At 64.6% G+C, this 21,375-nt stretch carries 18 protein-coding genes and 1 pseudogene; 12 read left to right on the forward strand and 7 right to left on the reverse strand.

The annotated features are described in order from the left end of the window. The 5 genes and pseudogenes from ACFC25_RS12450 to ACFC25_RS12470 form a co-directional block, all read right to left on the reverse strand. A pseudogene (locus ACFC25_RS12450) lies at nucleotides 1-626 on the reverse strand (hypothetical protein); the annotation flags it as partial. 175 nt (nucleotides 627-801) lie between these two features. Then, nucleotides 802-1,926 (reverse strand): adenylate/guanylate cyclase domain-containing protein, encoded by a 1,125-nt coding sequence (locus ACFC25_RS12455; RefSeq protein WP_337346543.1) that lies wholly within the window; start codon nucleotides 1,924-1,926, stop codon nucleotides 802-804. Then, on the reverse strand, nucleotides 1,916-2,512 hold the full coding sequence (locus ACFC25_RS12460) for a PH domain-containing protein (RefSeq protein ID WP_376045544.1): 597 nt from the start codon (nucleotides 2,510-2,512) through the stop codon (nucleotides 1,916-1,918). The genes ACFC25_RS12455 and ACFC25_RS12460 overlap by 11 nt, the downstream gene beginning before the upstream one ends. Then, entirely contained in the window at nucleotides 2,505-3,425 is a 921-nt protein-coding gene (locus ACFC25_RS12465) for a biotin--[acetyl-CoA-carboxylase] ligase (RefSeq protein ID WP_376045547.1), read from the reverse strand. The genes ACFC25_RS12460 and ACFC25_RS12465 overlap by 8 nt, the downstream gene beginning before the upstream one ends. Nucleotides 3,426-3,475: 50 nt before the next feature. Next, a complete protein-coding gene (locus ACFC25_RS12470) occupies nucleotides 3,476-4,363 on the reverse strand; it encodes an NAD(P)-dependent oxidoreductase (protein WP_337349994.1) in 888 nt (295 codons plus the stop codon). A gap of 207 nt (nucleotides 4,364-4,570) precedes the next feature. Here ACFC25_RS12470 and ACFC25_RS12475 point away from each other — a divergent pair, with 207 nt between their 5' ends. The 4 genes from ACFC25_RS12475 to ACFC25_RS12490 all read left to right on the forward strand — a co-directional run bounded on the left by ACFC25_RS12475 (nucleotide 4,571) and on the right by ACFC25_RS12490 (nucleotide 9,761). Beyond that, entirely contained in the window at nucleotides 4,571-6,154 is a 1,584-nt protein-coding gene (locus ACFC25_RS12475; protein WP_376045550.1) for an acyl-CoA carboxylase subunit beta, read from the forward strand. Further along, a complete protein-coding gene (locus tag ACFC25_RS12480) occupies nucleotides 6,151-6,378 on the forward strand; it encodes an acyl-CoA carboxylase subunit epsilon (RefSeq protein ID WP_376045553.1) in 228 nt (75 codons plus the stop codon). Before ACFC25_RS12475 ends, ACFC25_RS12480 begins: the two co-directional genes overlap by 4 nt. A gap of 38 nt (nucleotides 6,379-6,416) precedes the next feature. After that, nucleotides 6,417-8,102 (forward strand): DUF885 domain-containing protein, encoded by a 1,686-nt coding sequence (locus ACFC25_RS12485; protein WP_376045555.1) that lies wholly within the window; start codon nucleotides 6,417-6,419, stop codon nucleotides 8,100-8,102. Between the two features lie 210 nt (nucleotides 8,103-8,312). Beyond that, nucleotides 8,313-9,761 (forward strand): dicarboxylate/amino acid:cation symporter, encoded by a 1,449-nt coding sequence (locus tag ACFC25_RS12490; protein WP_337346550.1) that lies wholly within the window; start codon nucleotides 8,313-8,315, stop codon nucleotides 9,759-9,761. Nucleotides 9,762-9,844: 83 nt separating this feature from the next. On the opposite strand, the gene ACFC25_RS12495 is transcribed toward ACFC25_RS12490, so the two are convergent. Further along, on the reverse strand, nucleotides 9,845-10,402 hold the full coding sequence (locus tag ACFC25_RS12495) for a hypothetical protein (protein ID WP_337349998.1): 558 nt from the start codon (nucleotides 10,400-10,402) through the stop codon (nucleotides 9,845-9,847). Nucleotides 10,403-10,566: 164 nt separating this feature from the next. Here ACFC25_RS12495 and ACFC25_RS12500 point away from each other — a divergent pair, with 164 nt between their 5' ends. From ACFC25_RS12500 to ACFC25_RS12530, 7 genes are all read left to right on the forward strand, one after another. After that, the gene (locus ACFC25_RS12500; protein ID WP_337349999.1) at nucleotides 10,567-10,941 is read left to right on the forward strand and encodes a YbjQ family protein; all 375 of its coding nucleotides are present in this window, start codon (nucleotides 10,567-10,569) and stop codon (nucleotides 10,939-10,941) included. A 66-nt stretch (nucleotides 10,942-11,007) separates the two neighbouring features. After that, nucleotides 11,008-11,697 carry a TetR/AcrR family transcriptional regulator gene (locus ACFC25_RS12505; RefSeq protein ID WP_337346553.1) on the forward strand — a complete coding sequence of 230 codons (690 nt, stop codon included), beginning with the start codon at nucleotides 11,008-11,010 and terminating at the stop codon, nucleotides 11,695-11,697. Between the two features lies 1 nt (nucleotide 11,698). Then, on the forward strand, nucleotides 11,699-14,224 hold the full coding sequence (locus ACFC25_RS12510; protein ID WP_376045560.1) for an MMPL family transporter: 2,526 nt from the start codon (nucleotides 11,699-11,701) through the stop codon (nucleotides 14,222-14,224). A 9-nt stretch (nucleotides 14,225-14,233) separates the two neighbouring features. Next, nucleotides 14,234-14,881 carry a nucleoside triphosphate pyrophosphatase gene (locus ACFC25_RS12515; RefSeq protein ID WP_337346555.1) on the forward strand — a complete coding sequence of 216 codons (648 nt, stop codon included), beginning with the start codon at nucleotides 14,234-14,236 and terminating at the stop codon, nucleotides 14,879-14,881. Nucleotides 14,882-15,011: 130 nt separating this feature from the next. Beyond that, nucleotides 15,012-16,823, forward strand: a complete 1,812-nt coding sequence (locus ACFC25_RS12520; protein WP_376045563.1) for an acetyl/propionyl/methylcrotonyl-CoA carboxylase subunit alpha — start codon at nucleotides 15,012-15,014, stop codon at nucleotides 16,821-16,823. Nucleotides 16,824-16,843: 20 nt separating this feature from the next. Beyond that, nucleotides 16,844-17,296, forward strand: a complete 453-nt coding sequence (locus ACFC25_RS12525; protein WP_337346557.1) for a nuclear transport factor 2 family protein — start codon at nucleotides 16,844-16,846, stop codon at nucleotides 17,294-17,296. Between the two features lie 64 nt (nucleotides 17,297-17,360). After that, nucleotides 17,361-18,092, forward strand: coding sequence for a glutamine amidotransferase (locus ACFC25_RS12530; protein WP_376045567.1), 732 nt, complete (start codon nucleotides 17,361-17,363; stop codon nucleotides 18,090-18,092). A gap of 128 nt (nucleotides 18,093-18,220) precedes the next feature. Here the strand turns inward: ACFC25_RS12530 and ACFC25_RS12535 are convergent, their stop codons facing one another. Further along, nucleotides 18,221-19,633 carry an MFS transporter gene (locus ACFC25_RS12535; protein ID WP_337346559.1) on the reverse strand — a complete coding sequence of 471 codons (1,413 nt, stop codon included), beginning with the start codon at nucleotides 19,631-19,633 and terminating at the stop codon, nucleotides 18,221-18,223. A 265-nt stretch (nucleotides 19,634-19,898) separates the two neighbouring features. Between ACFC25_RS12535 and ACFC25_RS12540 the strand changes: the two genes are divergently transcribed. Next, a complete protein-coding gene (locus tag ACFC25_RS12540; protein ID WP_337346560.1) occupies nucleotides 19,899-21,374 on the forward strand; it encodes an MFS transporter in 1,476 nt (491 codons plus the stop codon). Nucleotide 21,375: the final 1 nt, after the last annotated feature.

Raw genomic sequence — 21,375 nt, forward strand, 5'->3', positions numbered from 1 at the left:
ACCACCGTGATCTGCAGATCACCGGAACCCTTCAGCTCACCCCACGTGCTGGCGTCCGACGACGTCACCTCACCGTTAACATCCACGGCCGTGACGGTGACCGTGCCAGTCTTCGGATCCGCAGAATAAATCCGGTCATCAGCGCCCACAGCGGACACCAACCCCTCGGAACCCACCATCACCGGCTCCGACGATTCCTCATCAAACCCGTTCACGGTGGACGGTGACACCGCCCAAACCTTGCCCTTCGCCGCATCCGTAACAGAGATGACAGCGGAACCGAAACTCACATCGGCCGAACCCGGCAACTGCTTATCCCCACCCAGGCGCATATTCGCAGGAGAAACCTGGTTCAGCGTCGAACCCGTCTCATCATCGACAAACACATCCCCGGCATGCTGCAAAATATCAAACGTCGTACTCGCCGGAGTCACCGCACCATCAAGAACCCGCGACGGATAATTCAACCGCCCCACAGCATTCTTCGACTTCGACACCACCCACACACCGCCGTCGTTCAACTCCACCTCAGTGGTCTTAAACCCCGGATACAACACCGCACCCGTGACCAACACCACTACCGCAGCGCTAAAGGCGGTGGCTGCAAACCAGCGGGGCGGGCGGATGCGCGGTCCGGCTGCTGTCGCTCCCGTAGCGCGCGCAGATCGGCGAAAATTCAAGGTTCGGTTCCCCCAGGTAAGCCTCCGGCAGGGCCGGTCTCCGGCCAGCTATCGCCGGGCATTCACGACTATAGCGCTATTCACCATCAAATGGATAAAATCGCTGCTTCCGGTTGCAGGCTCAGTCCAGGACCAGGCCCTTGCCCAGTCCCCTGGCAAGGCGGACGGGGTGGATTTCCCCGAAGCCACGGACGTTCTCGGCTGGCTGCGGGAGCAAGACGAAACGCTCGTCCTGGTCCAGGGCGGAGGCTGTCATGGAATCCACCAGCACGGTTCCCGGGTCCGCCAGAGTGGTGAGCCGGGCGGCAAGATTCACGGTAGGGCCATAGATGTCTCCGAGCCGGGACAGGATCCGGCCCCAGACCATCGCCACGCGGGCCTCGGGCAGGATCTCGTCCTCGGTGAATGCCTGGGCGAGGGCAAGGGAGATCTCGGCCCCGGCGGCGGGAGTCTCGGCAATGTAGAGCACTTCGTCGCCGACGGTCTTGACCAGGCGGCCACCGCCTACGGAGATGATTTCAGCGCATTTGTTCTCGAACCTCTGGACCAGCCTGGCGAGGGTCTTCTCATTCATGCGCCGTGACAGGCTGGTGTAGGACACCAGGTCAGCGAATCCGACGGCGCGCGCCAGAGGCAGCGGAGCGTCATCCTCGTCGCCTTCGCGGCCCTCCTCGCTGGCCTGCAGGCCGGCTTCCGCCCGAACGGCGAGCCGCTGGACACCGGCATTGAGTTGGCGCCGCCAGCTATAGACCAGCATCTCCTCAAGGGCGTCCACCAGCGCCGGAAGTTCGTTCACCAGCCTCTTGCGTGCCACGGCATCGGTGACCCCCTGTTCATGGACCATGTCCTCGACCAGGGCTTCGATCTGCCAGACCACCATCCGGTCGGTCATCTGCCCAATGGCGCGGGTCACGGAGATCGCTGCCTCTTCGGTCAGCTTCCCGGTGCGGACCAGGTCCACCACGGTGGACAGGGCTGCCTGGTCGCGTTCCGTGAACGCCACGTCCTCATCGCCGAAATTCGGAAAGCCGAGCGCCCGCCACAGTTTGCGTGCCGAGAGGAGGGACAGCCCTGCGCCGGCTGCGACTTCGCGGCGCCGCAGTTTGCGGTCGCCACCCAGGAGCCGGGCTTCAAGTGCCTTGGCAGCCAGTCGTTCCGCGGAAAGAGTTCCGGTGGCGGGGTGCACGATGGCAGGCCGGGCGTCGACACCAGGAGCCGGCTGCTCCTGCTGCTCGTCATCGTTCATCTGTCCCACCTTCTCTCAACTCCCATGGCAGCGTCCCGCGTTCCTCCGCAGGGTCGGCTGCCCCAAATGCCACGTCCCCGGGCAACTCGTCGATGGCATCCAGGACAAAGTCCCGGAATCTGGCAACTTCCGGCACATCAACAACTGTGACTATCCCCTGGTATCCGGTTTCCAAGGATATATTCCCTGACCGCAATATGCGCTGCCCCATTGTCTGGGTAAGCATCAGGTTGCGGACCGCTGCCAGGTTCACCTGCTGGTCCCGCCGCTTCAGCATGCCGTATCTGGCAACTATCCTGCGGCTGGTGAGTGTGTAACGGGTCCCCTGCCATTTCAGCAGGCGTGGGAGGCAGTAGGCCAACCATATCCATGCGGCGCCGAGGATGCATCCTGTGACCAGCCAGGGAGACCATTCCCGGGAGAGCGCGGGGACCAGCCGTTCCGCTTCCCCCCGGATGATCCAGGCGCTGGCGAACGCCGCCGCCGCGGGAGCGGCGATGAAGGCTGCGGCTGGCACAATCAGCTTCCTCGGCTGGGGGCGCGTGGTGACTATCACCTGTTCACCCGGCACGAGGTCTCTACGCATAACCGCTTTCGGTCCCCTGCCGCGGCGCTTGGCCCGGCGGGGTCCAGGGGCGGAGGTGCACGACGTCGCCGGCTGTCACCACATGTTCATGAGCGGAACCGTCGACAACCAGCAGGGAGCCGTAATCGTCCAAACGCGTTGCGTGCCCGATGATCTCGTGGTCACCGGGCAACTGGGCTTTGACCTGCTTGCCCAGTGTCACCAGGACGGCTTCCACCCGCTTGTGCAGTGACGGGCCGCCGGCCATCCCGGCGGCGGGATCGCCGTCGGCGTTGCAGAAACTGCGGTAGAGCACGGCGAAATGGGAGAGATAGCTCTTGAGCAGCAGCGTCCTGTCCACCGTCACGGGCTGCTCCAGTGCTACCGAGGTGGCCGTAGGGACGGGAAGTTCGGCGGAACTGAGGCTGACGTTCAGGCCGGTGCCCAGGATGACCGGCGGCGCGGAGCCCTCCACCATGGGGCCAAGCTGGGCGAGGATTCCGGCGATTTTCCGGCCGCGTACCAGGACGTCGTTGGGCCACTTGAGCTCCGCAGGGATGCCGGCAGTCTCCAACAGGGTTTCCCGCAGCGCCAAGGCGGCCAGCAGGGACAACCAGGAGTAGCACTGCGCCGGCAGCGGCCGCCCCTCGGCGTTGACGGGCCTGAGCACGATCGAGACAGATACCGAACTTAAGGGAGGGGCCTCCCACCGGCGGTCAAGGCGGCCCCGGGCTGCTGTCTGGTACTCAGCAGTCAGGACAGAAAGATCCGGCCAGGACTTCGGCTCCACAGCGACTGACCGCAGGAGGTCGGCGTTGGTGGAACCGGTGGAGTCCACCACCACGAGCTTCGCGATGCCTGTGGCGGACAGAAAATCCTGGTCTGCCAAGGCTCCGCGGTTCAACGGTATGCCCGGGGCGTGTGCATCATCCATGCTTGAATCCTATCGACTTGCCCACGCGCGGGCTCCCGCGACCAGCAGGTTCAGAGGAAGATGTCAGGAACCAACCGGTCTTCGTCTGCGCCCAGGCTGTAGGGCCGGAAGTCCGTCACCCCGGCTGCGGCGAGCACCTGCTCGTCAGTGTAGAAGTTGCCGGTGGATGGCCCCCCGGCAGCCAGGACGCCGCCGGTTAGGACGGCGTGCGCGGCGTCGGCCATAATCTGGGGGCCCCTGGCGGCCTGGACCATGCTGGACCCGCCGGGCATGTTGCGGATAGCAGCGGTATCAATCAGGGTGCACGGCCAAAGGGAGTTGACGTTGATCCCGTCCGCCTTGAGTTCCTCCGCCAGCCCCAAAGTGGTCAGGCTCATGCCATATTTGGCCATGGTGTAGGCCAGGTGTTTCCCGGCCCACTTGGGGTCCAGGTTCAGCGGCGGGGATAGCGTCAGGATCTGACCAGCCTCCGACTTCCGCAGGGCCGGAAGCGCCAGCTTGGACAGCAGGAAGGTGCCCCTGACGTTAATGTCCTGCATGAGGTCGTAGCGCTTCATGTCCACTTCGTCAGTCCGGGACAGGTCAATGGCTGAGGCGTTGTTGATGACGGCGTCGATGCCCCCGAACATTTCCACTGCTGCTGCAACGGCGCCGGCAACGTCGTCGTCGTTGCGCACATCACCCACCAGAGGCAATGCCTGGCCGCCCGCTGCCTCGATCTGTTCCGCGGCGGTATAAACGGTCCCTGCCAGCTTCGCGTGCGGCTTGCCGGTCTTGGCCATCAGTACAATATTGGCGCCGTCCTGCGCGGCCCGGGTAGCTATGGCCAGCCCGATCCCGCGGCTGCCTCCCGAGATCAGCAGGGTCCGGCCCTGTAGGGAACCGGCGGCCTGGTACGGCACTGCAGCGGCACCCGAAGCATCATTGCTCGAAGTCATGGCTCCACTGTAACCCAAGTATGTTACTGGCGAGTAACAAGCGTCTCGGCGTCACTCGAGCGCAGAAAATTGTAGGTTTTCTACAGCGGTCCCGACGAATAGCGTCACTAGACTAGCCAGCAGGGTCCTGTTTTTGTGCGGAAGCTACTTAATGCGCCGCAGCATCCCAGGACCAGCCACCATCAGCTACAGAGCCGGAGACACTTCATGAGCCACGATCTGACAACGACAGCGGGAAAGATCGCCGATTTCCGCGACCGCCAGGCCCGTGCAGAACAGCCCTCCGGCCCCGAAGCCATAGAGAAGCAGCACGCCCGCGGCAAGAACACCGCGCGCGAACGGATTGAACTGCTCGTCGATGAGGGATCGTTCATCGAATTTGATGCGCTCGCCGTGCACCGCTCCACCGCTTTTGGCATGGAAAAGAAGAAGCCGCTCGGTGACGGCCTGGTATCCGGGTACGGCACCGTCGACGGCCGCCCCGTGGCCGTCTACAGCCAGGACTTCTCCGTCTACGGCGGATCCCTTAGCCAGGTCAACGGCGAGAAGATTGTCAAGGTCCAGGAGTTCGCGCTGCGCAACGGCTGCCCCATAGTGGGAATCCTCGACGGCGGCGGCGCCCGCATCCAGGAAGGTGTCGCGTCGCTTGCCATGTTCGCGGACATCTTCCGCAACAACGTCCATGCCTCCGGCGTGGTCCCGCAGATCTCCCTCATCATGGGCCCCTCCGCCGGCGGAGCGGCCTACTCCCCGGCACTGACCGACTACGTGGTCATGGTGGACAAGACCTCCCACATGTTCATCACCGGCCCCGACGTCATCAAGACCGTCACCGGCGAGGACGTGGATATGGAAACCCTGGGCGGTGCCCGGCAGCACAACGCCACCACGGGAACCTCCACGTACCTGGCCTCCGACGAAGCAGATGCCATCGAATTCGTCCGCGAGCTCCTGGACTTCCTGCCGTCAAACAACCTGTCGGAGGCCCCGGTCCTGGAGCACCAGCAGGAGCTGGATGTCGACGACGACGACCTCGCCCTGGATGCGCTCATCCCCGATTCCGCGAACCAGCCCTACGACATGCGCACCGTCATCGAGCAGATCGTTGACGACGCACATTTCCTCGAGATGCAGGCGCTCTACGCCCCCAATGTGATGATCGGTTACGGCCGCGTCGAAGGGCACACTGTGGGGATCGTGGCCAACCAGCCCCTGCAGTTCGCCGGCACGCTGGACATCGCGGCATCTGAGAAGGCTGCCCGCTTTGTCCGCCACTGTGACGCCTTCAACATCCCCATCATCACGCTGGTTGACGTTCCGGGTTTCCTTCCCGGGAAGGACCAGGAATTCCAAGGCATCATCCGCCGCGGCGCCAAGCTCCTCTACGCCTACGCCGAGGCCACCGTCCCCAAGCTGACCGTCATCACGCGCAAAGCGTACGGCGGCGCGTACATCGTGATGGGTTCCAAGAAGCTTGGGGCAGACCTCAACCTGGCCTGGCCGACCGCCCAGATCGGCGTCATGGGAGCCCAGGGTGCCGTCAACATCCTTTACCGCCGCGATCTCGCTTCCGTTGCCGAGGCCGGCGGAGACGTTGAAGCCCGGCGCGCCGAGGTCATCCGCCAGTACGAGGAGGAGCTCCTCAACCCTTACCAGGCCGCGGAGCTTGGGTACGTGGACGCGGTTATCGCGCCGTCCGAAACCCGGCCGCAGATCATCAGGGGCCTGCGGGCGCTCCGCGACAAACGTGCCAGCCTGCCCACCAAAAAGCACGGGAACATCCCGCTGTGACCGCGGACAGCCCGGTTGCAGAGACGCCGGACGCCCTGATTTCCGTGGTGAAGGGCCAACCGTCGGCCGAGGAGCTCGCCGCGCTGACCGCCGTCGTGCTTTCCCTCCAAAGCCAGGAGACCGCTGAGGTCCGTAAACCCACCGTCCGGCATTGGGTGCGCCGGCAGCAGCTGCGGCTGGCACCCACACCCGGCCCGGGCGCCTGGAAGCGGAGCCGCGGCTAACATTCCCTAACCGCCAGGGGCACCGTTAGTCTCGTGGAGTGACTACTGAAACCGCGCCCTCCGCCCGTCCACGCACCGCCATCGACGCCGTAGCGGATGAGTACACCGACACGCTCATCCGATTGAATCCGTCCTTCGCCACCACCCTGGGCCTGCCGGGACACGAGACGGAATACCAGGACTACTCCCCCGCCGGCATTGCGGAGTTTGCCGCCGAAGCGAGGAAGACGCTCGACGCTCTGGAAGGGCTGGAAGCCCAGGACGACGTGGACGCCGTAACGCTGGATGCCATGCGCGAGCGGCTGGGACTGCAGCTGGAAATCCGTGAGTCCGGCTGGGACGAAGCCGAACTGAACAACATTGCCTCCCCGGCGCAGGACATCCGCGCCATCTTCGACCTCATGCCCACGGCCACGGCGCAGGACTGGGAGCACATCGCGGGCCGTGCCCTGAACGTTCCCGATGCCATCGACGGCTACATCGCTTCCCTCCGCCAGGCCCGTGATGCAGGGAGGATTTCGGCGCAACGCCAGGTCAGCATCGTCATCGAGCAAACCACGAAGTACGCCGCCGAGGACGGCTTCTTTGCCAAGTTGGCTGCGGAGGCCAAGATTGCCGACGAGCCGCTGGAGGCGGCAGTCCAGGAAAGGCTCGACGCCGGTGCTGCCGCCGCCCGCAGCGCCTACAGCCGCCTCGCCGAATTCCTCCGCACGGAGTTGCTTCCCTCAGCCCCGCAGAAGGATGCCGTGGGAAGGGAACGCTACGCGCTGGCCTCGCGTTCCTTCCTGGGCGCCACCGTTGACCTTGAAGAAACGTACGCCTGGGGCGTCCAGGAACTGGACCGCCTGATTACCGAGCAGGAACAAGTGGCCGAAACCATCAAGGCCGGGGCCAGCATCGCCGAAGCCAAGGAAATCCTCAACAACGATCCCGCGCGCCAAATCAAAGGCACCGATGCCCTGAAGGCCTGGATGCAGGAACTCTCCGACAAGGCCATCAAGGACCTGGCCGGTGTGCACTTCGAGATCCCGGACGTGATGAAGAAGCTTGAGTGCCTCATCGCCCCGACCGACGAAGGTGGCATTTACTACACCGGACCGTCCGATGACTTCAGCCGCCCCGGCCGGATGTGGTGGTCCGTACCGGCAGGCGAAGACACTTTCACCACCTGGGCCGAGACCACCACTGTCTTCCACGAAGGAGTCCCTGGCCACCACCTGCAAGTGGCCACCGCAACCTACCGCCGCGAGCTCCTGAACAACTGGCGCCGCAACGTGTGCTGGACGTCCGGCCACGGTGAAGGCTGGGCGCTGTATGCAGAGAAGCTCATGCAGGAACTCGGCTACCTGTCCGATCCCGGTGACCACATGGGCATGCTGGACATGCAGCGGATGCGCGCCGCCCGGGTGGTCTTCGACATCGGCGTCCACCTGGAGCTCGCTGTTCCGGAGCGGTGGGGTACCGGCACCTGGACCCCGGAGGCGGGCTACGACTTCCTGAAGAAAAACCTGCCCATCAGCGAGGGGCAACTGAAGTTTGAATTTACCCGCTACCTCGGCTGGCCGGGCCAGGCTCCCTCCTACAAGGTGGGGCAGCGGCTGTGGGAACAGATCCGCGCGGAACTCGAAGCACGGCCAGGCTTTGACCTGAAGGAATTCCATACGCGGGCGCTGAACGTAGGCTCCGTAGGACTCGATACCCTCCGGAGGGCGCTGCTTTCCTAAGCCCGGGCGTGAAATTGAACCTCACCTCCCAGCGGCTTAGGCTCGCTCCGATCGCGAGACTTTTGCCACACTCTGGACGGGAATAACTTCATAATTACCTGATGTGACGCCGGATTTCAGCGGATTTTATCCGCTGGGGGGTGAAGTGGCCTCGTAATATTTCTCAACATCCGTTCGTCGTGCTATGTGGGACCGGCCTAGCGTATTCGGGTGAGCACTCAAACCCGCACCCCCGAATCCACAGGAAAGACCGGCTTCCAGCTGCCCAAATGGGCTGGCTCGTTCGGCTTCCAGATCATCGCCGCCCTTATCGTGGGCCTGGGCCTCGGCCTGCTGGCCAAGTACACCGGCAGCACCAAAACCAGCCCCAACGGCCTGGGCGCCACGCTGCAGACCATCGGCTCCAGCTATGTTTCCCTGCTGCAGACGGCCGTGGTGCCGCTGATCTTCACGGCCGTGGTCAGCTCCATTTCCAACCTCCGCCAGGTCTCTAACGCCGCCAAGCTGGCATGGAACACCCTGCTGTGGTTTGCCATCACATCACTGGTCGCGGTGCTGATCGGCATCGGCCTGGGCGTCCTGCTGCAGCCCGGTGCCAACACCGGCATCACCGAGGAAGCCAAGTACAGCGGTAAGTCCGGTGACTGGTGGTCCTTCCTGGTGGGCCTGTTCCCGAAGAACTTCCTGGGCCTGGGTGCGAGCTCCACCGTTGCGGAATCAGGTGCGGTCACCACCGCCGTCAGCTTCAACGTCCTGCAGATCCTGGTGATCGCCATCGCCGTCGGCGTTGCTGCCCTGAAGGTAGGCAAGGCCGCCGAGCCGTTCCTCAACCTCAATGCCTCAGCCCTGGCAGTCATTCAGAAGGTGCTGTGGTGGATCATCCGTATCGCGCCGCTGGGCACCGTAGGCCTGATCGGCAACGCCGTGGCCGTGTACGGCTGGGACACCATCGGCTCACTGGGCAAGTTCACGTTCGCCATCTACGTTGGCCTGGCCCTCGTACTGTTCGTGGTCTACCCGGTGCTGGTCCGCGCGCACGGCCTCTCCATCAAGCAGTACTTCTCCGGAGTGTGGCCTGCCGTCCAGTTGGCTTTCGTGTCCCGTTCCTCGGTGGGCACGCTGCCACTGACCCAGCGCGTCACCGAACGCAGCCTGGGCGTGCCCCGGGCGTACGCTTCCTTCGCCGTACCCCTCGGCGCCACCACCAAAATGGACGGTTGCGCCGCTATCTATCCGGCCATCTCCGCGATCTTCGTGGCCCAGTTCTTCGGCGTCCAGCTGGACTTCAGCCAATACCTGCTGATCGCCCTCGTCTCCGTACTTGGTTCAGCTGCAACAGCGGGCACCACCGGCGCCGTAGTGATGCTCACCCTGACGCTGTCCACGCTGGGACTGCCTTTGGCCGGCGTCGGACTTCTCCTGGCCATCGACCCGATCCTGGACATGGGCCGCACGGCGGTTAACGTTGCGGGCCAGGCACTGGTCCCCACCATTGTGGCCAAGCGCCAGGGCATCCTGGATGAAGCCCTCTACAACGCGCCGCGCAACGGCACCCCGTTTGTTGATGACGATGCCGAGCCCGCCGCAGATCCGTCCGCGTCGGACACGGGAGCTTCTTCCGGTGCAACAGGGCGGGAACTGGCCGACGCCAAGGCGTAACGATGCACCAGTCATAGCCTGAAGAGGAAGTCCCCGGGATTCTCCCGGGGACTTCTCCCGTTAAGGCCCGGGGACTCCGGTTCCTAGCGGCCGCCTCCTCCGATCACACCTTTCTCCACGGCTTTGGTGACCGCATCGGCCTCTTCCTGAGTCAGGATGCCGTCCGAAACGGCTTTGTCCAGCCTGGTCTTGAGCGCAGCGGCCTTCTCGGCCCGGGCCTCGGTGCGCAGCTCCTCAAGGGCGGCGGTGACCTTGGCCTCCTCAATCCCCAAAGATTCCGCCAGGGACTTTGCGAGCGCCGCCTCCCGGGCCGCTGCGTCCGGTTTTTCGCCGTCAGCCGGGGGCGAGGTGGGTTTGTTGGCTTCGCGGAAAGCCTGCAGCGCTTCGGTGACTTTGGCTTCCTCGACGCCGAGTTTTTCCGCGAGCGCCGAGGCCTGCGCTACCCCGCGCTCGCCTCCGCGGCCGCCGTGCCGCCCTTTACCATCCATGGGCGACGTGCTGTCCGGTGAGGCGCTGGAACTGGCGCTGGGCGTAGGTGTGGGCGTGGTAGTTGCCGACGCCATGCCGGCAACACCGATTCCGGCTCCGACGGCAAGGGCCGTGGCCGAAAGGCCAAGGGCAATTCTCTTTCTGCGTGACATTGACTGTCTCCTGGATCTGCCGTCCGGTGACGGCTCCTTGTGATGTGTCTCCTGCGAGATAATCCCAGTGTCCGGCGCAAGGTTCGGATGCAGCTGTCGGGAACCTTTCAATCTGCTGTGAAAGGTCCCCCGACGCCCGGCCGGAATTGAGTAGGCTCGGCAGCATGCTGATCGTGACAACCAATGACATTCCGGGCCACAGGATCGATGCCGTGTTCGGCGAGGTGATGGGGCTAACCGTCCGCTCCCGGGACATCGGCTCGCAAATGCTGGCCGGCCTCCGTTCCCTCGGCGGCGGAGAACTGCCCGAAATGACGCGGGCATTGTACGAAAGCCGTCAGGAGGTCATGGCGCGAATGGTGGCGGAGGCCCAGCAGCGCGGCGCCAACGCCATTGTGGCCATGCGCTTTGACACCTCCGAGATGGGCACGAACTGGACTGAAGTCTGCGCGTATGGAACCGCCGTCTTTGCGATCCCGCTCGCGGAGGGCCAGCAGGGGGCTACCGGCCAGTCCATCCAGCTCACGAAGACCGGCTAGCGCTCAGCGGGTCTTCGCCAAACCAACAACTTGCGCAGAGTGCAAACTTGCACATAGTGTAATCACGTGAGCCATTCTTCCCTGACTGATGGGCCAGCGCCCGCGCCCTCCCGCCGCGAACAGAACAAGGCCGCCACCCGCCAGGCCATCACCGATGCCGCATTGAAACTGCTTCGGAGCCGCGGGCCGGGCAACTTCACGGTTGAGGACATCGCCGAGGCCGCTGGAATATCGCGGCGCACCTTCTTCAACTACTTCAGCAGCACCGAGGCGGCCCTGGCTTCGGTGACCAACGGTTTCCTGGACCACGCCCTCCAGCAGTTCCGGCTGCGCCCCGCCGGGGAGCCCATTCTCGAGTCTGCCCGCGTAGCGCTCATGCAGCTGGCCGACCCCATGACTGTCGCCCCCATGGCAGAGCTTTTCACCTTGACGCAGCAGAACTCCTTGCTGGTCCGCTCCGAGCTTGAGGCCTGGGATCACTGCACAGAGCAGATCATCACCGCTGCCAAGGAACGGGTGGCCAAGACGCCCGGGGCGGCCATCGACGAACTCTACCTCCGGGCCCTCGCCGGCTCCGTCATCTCCTGCGGCAAGGCTGCGATGGACGTCTGGTTCGCCCAGTGCGGCGCTGATCTGTCCCCAGCCTCCCTTTCCGTTCTCCGCCAACTGCTCATCGATGCCATCGGCCACCTTGGCGCAGGCTTCGACAACCAGGCACGCTCTTCCTCCCCCACCCTCCTCAAAGATCGGCTCTGACATGGCCTTGTTGCTCTACCGGCTCGGCAAGTTCTCCTACCGTCACCGCTGGCTGGTCATCTCGCTCTGGCTCGCGGTCCTGGTGGCAGTCGGCGGGTCCGCCGCTGCGTTCCACGGCACCCTATCCAACAACTTCCAGATCCCAGGCACCGAAACCCAGCGGATCGCCGATAAGCTCCGACAGGACCTGCCGTCGGCATCAGGCGGCTCAGCCAGCATTGTTTTCGAAGCACCCGCGGGCGGCTTCACGGCCGAGAGCCGCGCCGCTGTGACGGAAGCGCTCAAAAAGCTTGAAACACTGCCTGATGTCAAAGCCACAGTGGACCCGTTCGCTACCCAGGACCAGGTGGACCAGGCAGCAGCGGCCATCACCGCGGGTGAGCAACAGGTCGCCGAGGGCCAGGCCCGCCTGGACGCCTCCCGCAGCCAGCTGGAAGCGGGCAAGGCGCAGCTTGCCGCAGCGGAGGAGCAACTCACGGCAGCGGGGGCACCGGCCCCCGTGATCGAGGCTCAACTGGGACAGCAGAAAGCTGCAATGGCACAAGGCCAGGCCCAGCTCGACGCCGGCACGCAGGAGCTTGCTGCCGCCAAGGCCAAGCTGGACCTTGGCAAGCGCCAGGCGGAGGCCTCCGCTGGCCTCCGCTTTGTGTCTTCCGACGGCCAGGCCGCGGTGGCCCAGGTCCAGTTCAATTCCTCCATCAACGGCCTGACCCCGGCCGTGCGCCAGCAGGTCCAGGACATCGCCCACGAGACCTCTGCCGCCGGCGTCACCGCGTTGGCCAGCAAGGAAATCACCGAGGACATCTCGGAACTCTTCGGCGCCGCCGAAATTATTGGCGTCGCCGTGGCCGCGCTCGTCCTGGTCCTGATGCTGGGCACCCTCATCGCCGCCGGCCTTCCACTGCTGATGGCCATCATCGGCGTGGGCGTCGGCGTCGGCATCACGTTTGCCCTGTCCGGAATGTTCGAGATGAGCTCCATCTCCCCCATGCTCGCGCTGATGCTGGGGCTGGCCGTCGGCATCGATTACTCCCTGTTCATCGTCAACCGCCACCGAACCCAGCTCCGGTCCGGGATGGAGCCCGAAGAGTCCGTGGCCCGTGCCACCGGAACCTCAGGCAATGCCGTCCTCTTCGCCGGCCTCACCGTGATCATCGCCCTGGCCGCCCTGGTGGTTCCCGGGCTCCCCTTCCTGAGCGTGATGGGCCTGGCAGCGGCCGGCACTGTTGCGGTAGCCGTCCTCGTGGCCCTCACCCTGACCCCGGCAATGCTTTCGCTGATTGGCCGGCGCATCATCTCCAAGCGGGCATGGGCAAAAGCCGACGCCCACAACGCGGAGGCAGGCCATGAACTGGCAGACAAAGCCAGGGACGAGCAAAAGAGCACCCGTGGCTGGGGCGGACTCGTCACCAGGCATCCCGTGGTGGCACTGGTGGCTGGCGTGCTCCTGCTCGGTGCCCTGGCGCTGCCCGCCACCCAACTGCAACTCGCCCTGCCGGACGGCGGGTCCGAGCCGGTCGACTCCGAGGCCTACCGCGCCTATGACCTGACGGCACGCAGTTTTGGTGAAGGTGTCACTGGACCCATTGTGGTGGTGGGCGAATTCCCGGCGGGCCTGGACGAAACCCAAGCCCAGTCCCTGCAATACGACGTCGCTGACCTGATCCGCGGGGTGGACAACGTTGTGGCAGCCGTTCCGGTGGCGCTCAGCGAGGACCGCCGGACCGCTGTCTTCCAGGTCATTCCAGAAGAGGGTCCTGCCAAAGCGGGCACCGTTCAGGTAGTGAGCGAACTGCGGGAACGGGGTGAGGAGATCAAGTCTGAAACCGGGGTCACTATCGGCCTCACGGGGCAAACCGCCGGCAACATCGACGTCTCCACCAAACTCGGTGAAGCGCTGCCGCCATACCTGGCCATCGTCGTCGGGCTGTCCCTGATCCTCCTGCTGCTGGTATTCCGCTCCATCGTGGTTCCCCTCCTCGCCACCGGCGGGTTCCTGCTCTCCCTGGCCGCCGCCTTCGGCCTGGTGGTCGCGGTGTACCAGTGGGGGTGGCTGGGAGGCGTGTTCGACGTCGCCAACCCCGGTGCCGTGCTCAGTTTCCTGCCCATCATCCTCATCGGCGTACTGTTCGGCCTGGCCATGGACTACCAGGTGTTCATCGCCTCCGGCATGCGCGAGGCCTATATGCACGGTGCCTCTGCCAAGCACGCCGTCCGGATCGGGTTCAGCCACGCCGCAGCCGTGGTCACCGCCGCAGCAATCATCATGGTCAGCGTCTTCGCCGGCTTCATCTTCAGCCACCTGACCATGGTCCGGCCGCTGGGCTTCGCGATGGCCTTCGGCGTGCTGCTGGATGCCTTTGTGGTGCGCATGACCATCGTCCCGGCGGTGATGTACCTGCTGGGCGAAAAAACCTGGTGGCTGCCGGGATGGCTCGAGCGGATCCTGCCGGACGTGGACGTGGAGGGCGCCAAGCTGGAACGCCTGGAAAGCGGCCCGGCCAGGGCCGGCCAGCCTGTCCATTAGGCTGAAATGGTGACCCGCCTCATTCTTGCCTCCCAGTCCCCCGCCCGCACCAAACTCCTCGCCGAGGCAGGCATCCAACACACGGTGCTGGTGTCCGACGTGGACGAGGACGCAGTCCAGGCCCGCTACGGCGTCACGGATCCGCACGATACCGCCCTGCTGCTGGCGCGGGCCAAGGCAGAGGCCGTGGCCGCGCTGCCTGAAGCGGACGGCACGCTGGTACTGGGCTGCGACTCCGTCTTCGAGTTCGACGGCGAGGCGCACGGCAAGCCGTACACCGCCGGCGTCGCCCGCGAGCGGATGCTCCGGATGAGCGGAAACAGTGGAGTGCTGCACACGGGGCACTGGCTGGTGGACTGCCGGGACACCGCCCCCGACGACGGCACAACAGACCCCGGATCCGGCGCCACCCTCGGAGCGGTCGCGTCAGCCGAAGTCCACTTCATGGAGATGGAACCGGAGGAGATTGACGCCTACATCGCCACCGGGGAGCCGCTGCACTGCGCCGGCTCGTTCACCATCGATGGCCTGGGCGGGGCGTTCATCCGGAAGGTGGACGGAGACCCGCACGCCGTCGTCGGGCTGTCCGTTTCCACCCTCCGGAACCTCCTGGCACAGGCCAACGTGCGCATCACCGAGCTTTGGCCAACGGAATAAAGGGACCCAATTTGCCGGAGAGTTGTAGCTTCCCTACAAAGCTCTGCCCGTTTACGCGCGGATTCCGCAAGTAATATCGGCGGACCCCACAAAATCGCGCTAGGCTCCCTGAAGGAAAGAAGGAGACGCCTTGTCAGCAAAGTTGGAGCAGTCCGCAAGTCCCGTGCAGTCGAACCTCACTAAGGTGCTGATCGCCAACCGTGGCGAAATAGCCGTGCGGATCATTCGCGCAGCACGAGATGAAGGCATCGCCTCTGTGGCTGTCTATGCCGATCCTGACCGGGATGCCCTGCACGTGCGGCTTGCCGATGAGGCCTACTCGCTCGGTGGAAACACCGCCGCCGAGTCCTACCTGGTGATGGACAAGATCATTGACGTCGCCCGCCAGTCCGGCGCGGACGCCATCCACCCCGGCTATGGCTTCCTCGCGGAGAACGCCCAGTTCGCCGCGAAGGTCATCGAAGCCGGCATCACCTGGATTGGCCCTTCCCCGGACGCCATCTCCGCCTTGGGTGACAAGGTGCAGGCCCGCCACATCGCTGAAAAGGTCGGCGCACCCCAGGTGCCCGGCACCGCTGATCCGGTGGAATCGGCCGAGGAAATCCTTGAATTCGTTGACAAGTTCGGCCTGCCGGTCGCCATCAAGGCCGCTTTCGGCGGCGGCGGCAGGGGCATCAAGGTGGCCCGCACCCGCGAGGAAATCCCCGAACTGTTCGAATCCGCCGTGCGGGAGGCCACTGCCGCCTTTGGCCGTGGTGAGTGCTTCATCGAACGGTTCCTGGACGCCCCGCGCCACGTCGAGACTCAGTGCCTGGCGGATGCCCACGGCAACGTCGTTGTGGTGTCCACCCGCGACTGCTCGCTGCAGCGCCGCAACCAGAAACTCGTGGAAGAAGCCCCGGCCCCGTTCCTCACCGAGGAGCAGAACCGCAGGCTCTATGAATCTTCCAAGGCGATCCTGAAGGAAGCCGGTTACCTCGGCGCTGGTACCTGCGAATTCCTGGTGGGCCAGGATGGCACCATCTCCTTCCTTGAGGTCAACACCCGTCTCCAGGTCGAGCACTGCGTTTCCGAGGAAGTCACCGGAATCGACCTCGTCCGCGAACAGTTCCGGCTGGCACGCGGGGAGGAACTTGGCTACGGGGATCCCGAAGTGCGCGGGCACTCGATCGAATTCCGCATCACCGGCGAGGATCCGGGCCGCAACTTCATGCCGGCGCCGGGCACCATCACCACCCTGAAGAATCCCACGGGCCCCGGCATCCGCATTGACTCCGGTGTTGAGCAGGGCGACGTCATCAGCGGCAACTTCGACTCGATGTTGTCCAAGCTGATCGTCACCGGTGCCACCCGCACCCAGGCGCTGCAGCGTTCCCGGCGTGCTCTTGAGGAGATGGTGGTCGAAGGGATTCCCACCGTTATCCCCTTCGACCTGGCCGTGGTCAGCAACCCGGATTTCGCCCCGGCGGAAGGCCCCTTCAAGGTCCACACGCGCTGGATCGAGACCGACTTCGTCAGTGAAATCCCGGCATGGACGGCTACCGGCACCGAGGCCCAGGCCGACGACGCCGGCGAACGCCAGCGCGTGGTGGTTGAAGTAGGCGGCAAGCGCCTCGAGGTAGTGCTTCCCGCCTCCCTCGGCTCCCTCGGATCCGGCTCTGCCGGAGCCAAGCCCGCGAAGTCCAAAAAGCGTTCCCGTTCAGGCGGTGCGGCGGCCGCTGCTTCGGGCAACGGACTTGCCTCCCCCATGCAGGGCACCATCGTCAAGGTGGCAGTCAGCAACGGCGACATCGTGGCTGAAGGCGACCTGGTTGTTGTGCTTGAGGCGATGAAGATGGAGCAGCCGCTCACCGCGCACCGCTCCGGAACCATCACAGGACTCAGCGCCACAGCAGGCGAGACGGTGTCGGCTGGTGCCGTCATCGCCACGATCGAAGACTAGTCACCGCCGGAGGCGCACCCATGCTTGCACCGAGTTTTGAAGAAGAAGTAGACCGCTACCACCTCGCGGTTCCGGAAATCACGCGGGGAAACGCCGGGCCCGTCAAGGATCTCTACTCGCGGTTGGAGGACGTGACGCTGGCCAACCCGTTCGGCGGCATTGCCCGCGGCTGGGCCCAGGTGGAAGCGCGGCTGGACCAGGCCTCCCGGCAATTCCAGGACGGCGAGATGCTGGGGTTCGACACCATTACGTCCTACACCGCCCGCGACACCGCCTTCCTCGTGGAGACAGAACACTTCCGGGCCCGCTTGGACGGCGCCGCCGTCGCGGAGGAGTTCGCGCTCCGGGTGACCAGCGTTTTCCGCCGGGAAGAAGGCTACTGGAAGCTCGTCCACCGGCACGCCGACCCTGCCGCCCGGCCACAGTCCCGCCGATCACTGGCCCAGCCGGCGGACCGGACTGCCGGGCACTGACGGCGGGCACTGACTGCGGCGCGCCCCTCTGGATTCCGGCAGGTGCCACGGGCACACTTAGCGTGTGAAGCCTTTCCTGCTGCTTGCCTCCCGGGCCGAAGACGCTGCTGCGGACAACGAATATGCGGCGTACCTGAGGTACGGCGGGCTGGCTCCCGGGCAGCTGCGGCGGATCAGGCTGGAGGCGGCACCCCTGCCGGAACTGGACCTGGCGGACTACTCCGCGGTAATCGTCGGCGGGAGTCCATTCACGTCCAGCGATCCCAATGAGCACAAAAGCGCCACGCAACACCGCGTGGAGCGGGAGCTGGCGGGACTGCTGGACCGGATCGTGGAACAGGATTTCCCGTTCCTCGGTGCCTGTTACGGCGTCGGGACGCTGGGGAGACACCAGGGCGCCGTGATCGACAGGACCTTCGGCGAACCCCTCGGCGCGGTGGAAATAGAACTCACCGATGCGGGGCTGGCTGATCCTCTCCTTCGCGGAATGCCCGCCCGGTTTACCGCCTTCACCGGGCACAAGGAGGCCTGTTCCTCGCTGCCCGCCCACGCCGTCCTGCTGGCTTCTTCCCAGGCCTGCCCGGTGCACATGTTCCGGATCAAGGAAAACCTCTACGCCACGCAGTTCCACCCCGAGCTGGACGCCGAGGGTCTGGTCACCCGGATCGACATTTACCGCCACGCCGGATACTTCCCGCCCGAGTCGGCTGAGGAACTGATGGCCAACGCCCGCCGTTTCACGGCGACCGAACCCATGAACATCCTGAAGAACTTCGTGGCCCGTTACGGTAACTGACAGCGGCAACCGGACTTCCGCCGTCGTTCCTGCCCAGTTGCACTGTTCCGGGACACAGAAATGCCCGGCGTGCTCCCAGTAAAAGCAAGGAGCACGCCGGGCATTTACGGCGCTAAGCGGGCTGGAAGTCAGGCCACGTTGTTCTCGTAGTCCAGGTCCCGGGTTTCCCGGCTTACGAACAGCGCGATGAGCGTCAGCACTGCCATGGAGGTCAGGTAGACACCCACCAGCACGGGGCTGCCGTCCGCCTGCTCCCAGAGTGCGACGGCGATGAAGGGAGCCACCGCCGCACCCAGGATGCTGGAGACGTTGTAGCTGACGGCCGAGCCGGTGTAGCGAACGTTCGTGGGGAACAGTTCCGGCAGCAAGGCACCCATGGGACCGAAGGTCAGCCCCATCAGGGAGAAGCCGATGACCAGCAAGGCCATGGTGCCCACAAACCCGCCGCTGAAGAGCGGGACGAACAGGAGGCCGAAGACGAAGATTCCACCGGTCACGGCCAGCAGCATCTTGCGACGGCCGTATTTTTCTGCCAGCGGGCCGGAGACCAAGGTGAAGATACCGAAGAACACGACGCCGGCGATCAGCATCCAGAGGAAGTCGTTGCGGGTGTAGCCCAGGCCCGGGACGAAGGCAGCTGCTGCGGCTTCCGTCATGGGCTTGCCTGCCTTCTCGGCGGCGGCCTTGGCGGCGTCAAGCGTGGCCGGACGTGTGCCGTAGGTCAGGGTGAAGGTGGTCATCAGGTAGAACAGCACGTACGTGGCGAGCATGATGAACGTGCCGAGGATCAGCGGACGCCAGCTGGTCTTGAAGACGCGGCCGATCGGCAGCTTGGCTACCTCGTTGGATTCGATCACCTTGGTGAAGGCGGGAGTTTCGATCAGCTTGAGGCGGACGTAGAGGCCGATGATGACCATAACGGCGCTCAGCAGGAACGGCACCCGCCAGCCCCAGGCCAGGAAGTCGGCAGGCGTCAGGGCGTAGCTGAAGACGAGGAAGATCACATTGGCGATGATGAAGCCGATGGGCGCGCCCAGCTGCGGGAACGTGCCGTAGATGGCGCGTTTGTTGGCGGGGGCATTTTCCGTGGCAAGCAGTGCCGCGCCGCTCCATTCGCCGCCGAGGGCAAGGCCCTGGGCAAAGCGCATGACCACGAGGAGGGCCGGGGCCCAGAATCCCCAGCCCGGAACGAGCGCCGTCGGCAGGCAGCCGATCAGGAACGTGGCGATGCCCATGGTCAGCAAGGACGCGACCAGCGTGCCCTTGCGGCCAAACTTGTCGCCGAAGTGGCCAAAAACGACCGATCCCAGCGGGCGGGCGATGAACGCGACGCCGAATACTGCGAACGAGCTCAGAAGCTGCGTTGTTTCGTTCTGGTTGGGGAAGAACAGCGCGGGGAATACGAGTACCGCGGCGGTGGCGTAAACGTAGAAGTCGTAGAACTCAACGGTGGTGCCGATCAGGCTGGCTACGATCACCCGACCGCGCGAGTTCACCGCCTTGGCAGATTCGGGACCCATCGAGGTTTCAGTTGATGACATGTATGAACACTTTCGTCAGAACCGGCCGGACGTGGGGAGAGGCCCGGCGTGCAGTAGTTAGAGTTCAATATTAGTTCCGCTCGTCCAGTCAATGGACAAAAGGTCCAGTATGCGGACACTTGGAAGGTGTCTCATTTTTCCGGGCCTCACGCCCCCTAAAGCGGCCAGATAGGCAAATGTCACAGCGCGTTAACAAACGGCGACCGTCCATGAAACGAGCCGTCTCTACCTTGGAAGGACAACATCCCCCAAGAGGAGGTACACCGTGACTGTTGATCGCAGCGCAGATGCCGGCACCGGCAATTCCGTAGATGTAGACACCAACCCGTTGCACGAAGGCGTGTCTTCATCCGCCAGCGCACAGCCCGGCTCCACCCGTACTACTGACGCACCCGCCCTTGAATACCGCCCCGGCCGCTGGATCGCCAACTGGAACGCCGAGAACAAGGAGCAGTGGGAGTCCGGTGGCCGCGCCATCGCCCGCAGGAACCTGAACTGGTCCATCTTCGCTGAATTCCTCGGTTTTGTGGTCTGGCAACTCTGGTCCATCGTGGTGGTCCAGCTCCCCGCAGCAGGGTTCACCTTCACCACGTCGGAAATCTTCTGGCTCATTTCGATGCCCAGCCTGGTAGGCGCCACGCTCCGCATCCCCTACACCTTTATGGTCCCCCGCTTCGGCGGCAGGAACTGGACCATCGTGTCCGCCCTTCTCCTCCTCATTCCCGCCATCGGCTTGGGACTCTGCGTCTCCAACCCCGAAACCCCGTTCGGCGTCATGCTCCTCGTGGCAGCACTCGCCGGCTTCGGCGGCGGCAACTTCGCCAGCTCCATGGCCAACATCACGTTCTTCTACCCGGCCCGTGAAAAGGGCTGGGCACTGGGCCTGAACGCTGCCGGCGGCAACATGGGTGCCGCCGTCGCACAGCTCGCCGTCCCGATCGCGATCACCCTGCTCGCCGTGGGCAGCGTGAACCTGCCGATGGCCGGCTGGATGTGGGTCCCGTTCATCCTGATCGCCGCGTTCGGCGCCTGGAAGTACATGGACAACCTCACCAGCGCCAAGGGAGACGTGGCCGGCTCGGTCGCAGCGCTCAAGGAACCGCACCTGTGGATCATGGCACTGCTGTACATCGGCACCTTCGGTTCCTTCATCGGCTTCGCCGGTGTGTTCCCGAAGCTCATCAAGGACTACTTCCCGGCTTTCTCCTCCATCGGAGTCGGCACCGTGGCGCTCTCCCTGGCCTTCCTTGGCCCGCTGGTCGGTTCCCTCGCCCGCCCCTACGGCGGTCGCATGGCTGACCGCATGGGCGGCGCCCGGATGACCGTGGCCGCTTTCGCCTCCATGGCAGCGATCACCCTCACCATGATCTGGACCCTTCCCCTGAAGAACTTCTGGCTCTTCCTGGTCCTGTTCCTGATGCTCTTCACCGCCAGCGGATTCGGAAACGGTGCAACCTACCGGATGATCCCCATCATCTTCGCCACCTCCAGCAGGGCCGCGAAGGCAGGAGCCAGTACCGTGGAGACGCAGCGCCTGGCATCCTCTGCCCTCGGCCTGATCTCGGCCATCGGCGCTTACGGCGGGTTCGTTATCCCGCAGGTACTGAACGCCTCCAACTCCGCCAGCGGTTCCTACACGCCCGCCTTCTACGGTTTCGTCGGGGCCTACGCTGTGATGCTGGTTGTCTGCTGGGCCTTCTACATCCGCAACGCCAACCGAAATGCGATGGGACACGTCTAAC

Origin of the sequence: Pseudarthrobacter sp. NPDC055928 (assembly GCF_042270935.1) — a bacterium.
Taxonomy (GTDB): Bacteria; Actinomycetota; Actinomycetes; order Actinomycetales; family Micrococcaceae; genus Arthrobacter.